We start from the raw sequence: 5,621 nt of genomic DNA, 5'->3' as shown, positions 1-5,621 counted from the left end.
TTACTTCGATAAAATTACCAGATCTATTTCCTTAAACTATTTTTGTCCTATGATTTATTATACAGGATTTTTTGAAGAAATGAAAACAACTTTACCTTTACCAGTTCGTGATAGTTTTAAACTTGATGTATGGGTTTCTTATTTAAAAGGAAACAAAGAATGTTTTTTAAAGTATGGTGCTGAATTATTGACCTTTGTGATTAAAGAACATATGCTAGAATTAGTGGAAGAAATTTATTGCAAATGTATAAATTATTTTGAAGAAGACGTAAACAATAAGATGTTTTTAAGTATTATCACTTCTAAAATGAAATTATTGAATAAATATTATCCACTACTCATTTCGAGATACATATCAGAAACAGACTTAATTATAGACTCTTGTTTTTATGAAATAGTGGAATATCAAAATAGTGATTTACATCTTCACTCTTTTTGTCAAAAATTTCAGACAGTTAATTTAACTCAATCTATTTCATGGAATGAATATATTTATAAATTTCAAGATCCTAATAATTCAATATTTAATATGCTAATATTCATTCAAATTTTATTTTTTCCCTTATTATTATTATTATTATTTTCATTTTTGAATATGCTAATGCCTATTCAAATTATACAAATGTTTTTTTTTCCCTTTTCATTATTATTATTTTGTTTTCCACTTTATATACTTTCAAAATTTCATTTTATTAATGATATTTATCAATGTGATGCATTATCCATCATTTATTTTTATATTTATTTTAATCTTATTTATTTTTTCGATATTGTTTTTTTTGCATTCTCAAAACAAAAATCAAGTTCTGTAATTACTTTTATGATTCCCTATATTAAATTTGTTAATTACCCAAAAGACTATTATTGGCTTTTGGATTGGATTAAACCTAAACCTAGTCCATTTGTTGAAACAGTACATTGTAAGGAAATCTATAAAACATGGAATGGAGAAGCATTAATTAATTTCAAATGGAATACTTATGGTAAATATTATTACGCCCTAATTTGGATTGGATTCATTGCATTTCTTGGATGTTTTACTGTTGTTGCAACACTTCCTCAAGAATATCTTACTGAAGAAAAAAAGGAAATTCTCTTAAATGTTTCAATTATACTTGGATTTATTCATCTTAGCTTTGAAATTCGTCAAATTATTTATAGTCCTATTAAATGGATAAATGATTTTTGGAACTATTTGGGTATGTAATTTGAAAGAAAATAGTCAAATATTTAAATAAGTAAGATATTAATCATTATATATTGTACATTCAAAATATTATATAGATTTCATCGCATATTTTCTTCCAATTTACACTTCTATTTATTGGATTAAAAATATAAATGATAATTCTGATCATATAATTAAGTTAAAGTCTTTTTCATGCCTATTTTTAGATATAAAATTTTTGTTATTTCTTAGAACATTCGAATATTTTGGTGTATATTTTGCAATTATTATTAGTGTTGGAAAGCAGATTACTTCCTTTTTAGTAATTTTATTTATTATAATAATAAGTTTTGCACATACATTTTACATTTTATTATCACCAAAATCAAAATATTCTTTTGAGGAACCTCAATTTAATGATGATGCCAATAATCCTTGGGCTATAACACCTAAGTACAAAGTCTTTAATGAAGATAATAATACTAGTGCAAATTTATTTTTTGTTCAAGAACCTAATGAAAATACAAACATGTTTGCTGATTATGGAACTGCTCTTTTTGCAATATATTTATTCTTAACAGGTAGTTTAAAATTATTTATTCTTATATATAAGTTTATTATTTTTTTTAATTCAATATATTTATTATCAGGTGATCAAAGTGCATTGTCCAATTGGACATATAAAACAAATCCGGAGATTGTAATATTGATTGTCTTATTTTCGCTCTTGATTGTTGTATATCTTATGAATCTGTTTATTGGATTACTTAATATAGCAATTGAAACAGATAACAATAGAGCTTCATATTTGGAACAAAAGGCAAAGGTATAACAAAATCATTATTATATATAAAATTATTCTAAGAACACTAAATTTATTTTCTCTCTGCCATAGGTTTTGGCTGAAATTGAGTTATTTTACTTATTATCACATCAGAGACGTTGGAAAGAATGGTTTCCCGAAGTGATGTATGTTAATTTATTATGTTTTTAAAAGTGATTTCCAATTATTTGATAATTTTTTGCTAATATATAAATGATTTTTTAGATATTATTATGCAGATGTTTATAAGGCTCATGGACGGGTTAAAGAAATGATTAATAATGGTAAATGGAATACCAAAAAATTCTCAAAGATGAAACAAGATTTATTAAAAAAACTCAGTATTGACAACGACTAAAATAAATACATAGAACAAAATTTGCTTACATATTTAATATTTATCATTATGATGCATCGCACCCCATGCAGAATTATGTAGTGCCGGGCAAAATTACATTTAACAGGGATGTGAAAAATAGATTTTTTACGAATAAGTATACAGACGAAGATGATATAAAAGAAATAAGATCCCGGATAATTATAATAGAGGTCATATTTTCAATATTAGTAAAATTCCAAAGAAAATATACATAATTTTGACCATTTTAATATACATTTTTATACTATAACCTTTATTTAATATTAAAAATATCCTTTTTTAATATATGACTTTAATATGAATATTTATTTATTTATTTATTTATTTATTATCATTTGTAATGTACTTTTAACTGAATTCAAAAAAGTATAAATCTCCATTTCTTTTTTTGTAACAATTATATATCCCTACATGTTTCACAATTTTCTAATTATTCACCGCGACTAAAAAAATCAAATGATTTCAACTTGATTGTTATTAATATGGTATGTGTACAAGAAGTTCGTGGTAATAAAAAATTCTACTTATTAATAATTTATAAAAAAAATATTTCAAGTACCTAAAAAGGAGTATAATAACACTGAATGACTAACAAAGTGCCAGTATCATTTGCCGCAACTAAAAAAATTAAATTATATCAACTTAATTGTTAGTATAGATGTGTACAAGAAGTTCGTGGTAATAAAAATTCTACTTATTAATAATTTATAAAAAAAATATTTCAAGTACCTAAAAAGGAGTATAATAACACTGAATGACTAATAAAGAGCTAGCATAATTTGCAGCGACCTAAAAAATCAAATTATATCAACTTAATTGTTAGTATAGATGTGTACAAGAAGTTCGTGGTAATAAAAATTCTACTTATTAATAATTTGTAAAAAAAAATCGCTTAACTTCAGCAGATCCGTAACTAACATCTCATTTACTTTTCTTACCCACGTTTAACAATAATGCAATCTAAACTGTCATCGTTTCAAATTAATCAACCATTTTCACCCAAAAACCAGAATAAAACTCTGGCTGGTGTTAGGATTAAACATCTTTAATTCCAGCCAAAATTTGATTTTTCACATGATAAGATAATTTACTACTATTTTCTAAACTTTTCCAAAGTGCATAAGCATCTGGTCTATTTGTCCGGATTATTGATGCAATCAATTCTTTGATTTCATAAGTAAATTTGATATAAATTCTGTTTGAATTATATGGAATAACTGTGGAAGTACATAAGATAATCATTCATTCATTGGATATCATACAGTATATTGACTTACAATGCTTAATTTATCTTTGATTATTTGATAAAGGTTTGAAGCAAAAACTTATCGATATAGGAAAGTTTACTTGGAAGTTGATAGAGAAAGTAAAAAAATTTTCGACTTCAGCAAATTATTCTATTAGATTAAAATAACAATTTGTTAAATAAATCCTTTTTATAGTTGGTCTTAATACCACTATTTCTTTCTATAATTTTTCTCTATATATTTCTCTCTTTTTCTTTGCTTCTCATTTATTTTTTTATTTAATGTATCGTAGTTAATAGTTGCTATTCCATTTGAAAATATTCTTTGAGATTATAAATGTTCGATCAAATTTATTATAACAAAAATCGCATTTCATTTTGTTTTTCAATATAGCAATAAAACTGGAAATGGAGTTACGATAGTTGAATGAAATGGAAATTTATAATCTATTCAGTGATGATGTATTATTATCAATATTGAATTCAATTTACTGTAATAATACAAGTTGTATTGTTAATTGTTGAATACGTTTTTGTATTTAATTCTTATATGCTAATGGAATCGACTTTTGCAATACAATTATGATTCCATACCTTCGCGATTTAAATTTACAAAATTAAACCTTTAACGTTAAAGATCAGGATCATATTTTCTGATTTACAATTTGAGCATGGAGTTTTATTTTTCATATCGGTTAAATACACATTGAGAGGTTTATCTTTTTTACAGATTTTGCACTGCATATCGTATTAACGTTAACAGTTAATTGCTAGAAGGCGGGTTGGAAGTTGGTCCATCGGCATGCTAATAAACAATGAAAGTCCAAAGCAAAACAATTTGGCGAAAGCTGAACTAAATTATTAATTATTATAAGATGTTTAATATATCAATAATAATAAAGATAATAATAAAATTTAACAATTTTTTTTTTTTGCCAAAATTAGTTTAAAGAACACGTAACTTCAAATTTTATTGGGTCATTATTGTAGATATGGATTTTGTTCGATTCGCTGATTATTTTTTGATTGTCTTATGATTGTAAATAAAATACCGAAAGTACTATTTTATTATGGAATATTATTTATCCGATTAAAATTATGCAATTCACGTTCGTCAAAACTTGTTTTAATTAACAATGAAAAAACCATATTATTCTTTATTGAGAAGTGAGAACAATACAAATTATACAAATTATTATTTGTTAGTATTATTGATTCGTATAATATCAAACAGTCGTAGTGAATTCCGAAAATATAATAAATACTGTTGATATTCAAGTATTTTTTGCATTTTTTTTTTTATTTTCTTTGGTTTTTGTGAACCTACAAAATGAACTGTGAATTGAAAAAATATAATAATTGTAACGGAAAAAAATTAAAAACTTTTTCATCATTAAATTGGGCATGTCCGATTGCTAAAAGTGCGTGCAAACAAAGTGTAAAGCACAATCATACTGTATGTAATGAGTGTTATAAGTACGTTAATTCACAATTGGATAATTTAAAAAAAAGGTAATGAATACATATTGTATTTATTGTATCTAATTTATTTATTTATTAACATCCTTATATTTTTTACATTAAAGTGAACAAAAGGGAAATGAGAAACTTGTAAGCAAAGATTATAAATTTGAATTTAGGAATATTAGAATAGTTGAATATGAGAATCACGCGAAACCTTCAAAAAAAATCTGATCTACATCGTGTAAATTTATTAAAATAAAACCTTACAAATCAATTGATTTTTAATTATAGTAGTAAATTATATTTATAAAATCAAATTTTTGAAGACTAAAATAGTTAGTTCAATGAACTTTCATTAAATTCAATAAATCAAAAAAAGTTAGTGTAAAAAGGCTAGCATTATTTATAAGCAACATGTCATTTTTCTTCTATAAAGGATCATAATGTTGAAAATTATCCATTTTGATCAGAAAAAAATTTTTTATAAATACAATTACAGTACATCAACTCATTTAATATTATTTGCTTCGATCCAGACCTT

General features: G+C 23.9%; 2 protein-coding genes. Both read left to right on the top strand.

Annotation, left to right across the window (positions count from 1 at the left end):
- Positions 1-49 precede the first annotated feature (49 nt).
- Positions 50-1,207: a hypothetical protein gene (locus DMG62_21880; GenBank protein ID PYY20802.1), complete on the top strand. Its 1,158-nt coding sequence runs from the start codon at positions 50-52 to the stop codon at positions 1,205-1,207.
- A 52-nt stretch (positions 1,208-1,259) separates the two neighbouring features.
- Positions 1,260-2,000, top strand: a complete 741-nt coding sequence (locus DMG62_21875) for a hypothetical protein (GenBank protein ID PYY20801.1) — start codon at positions 1,260-1,262, stop codon at positions 1,998-2,000.
- The last annotated feature ends 3,621 nt before the right edge of the window (positions 2,001-5,621 follow it).

This window comes from Acidobacteriota bacterium (genome assembly GCA_003225175.1).
Taxonomy (GTDB): Bacteria; Acidobacteriota; Terriglobia; order Terriglobales; family Acidobacteriaceae; genus Gp1-AA112.
Note: the sequence above shows the minus strand (reverse complement) of the source record. Positions and strands in the feature narration are given on the sequence as shown.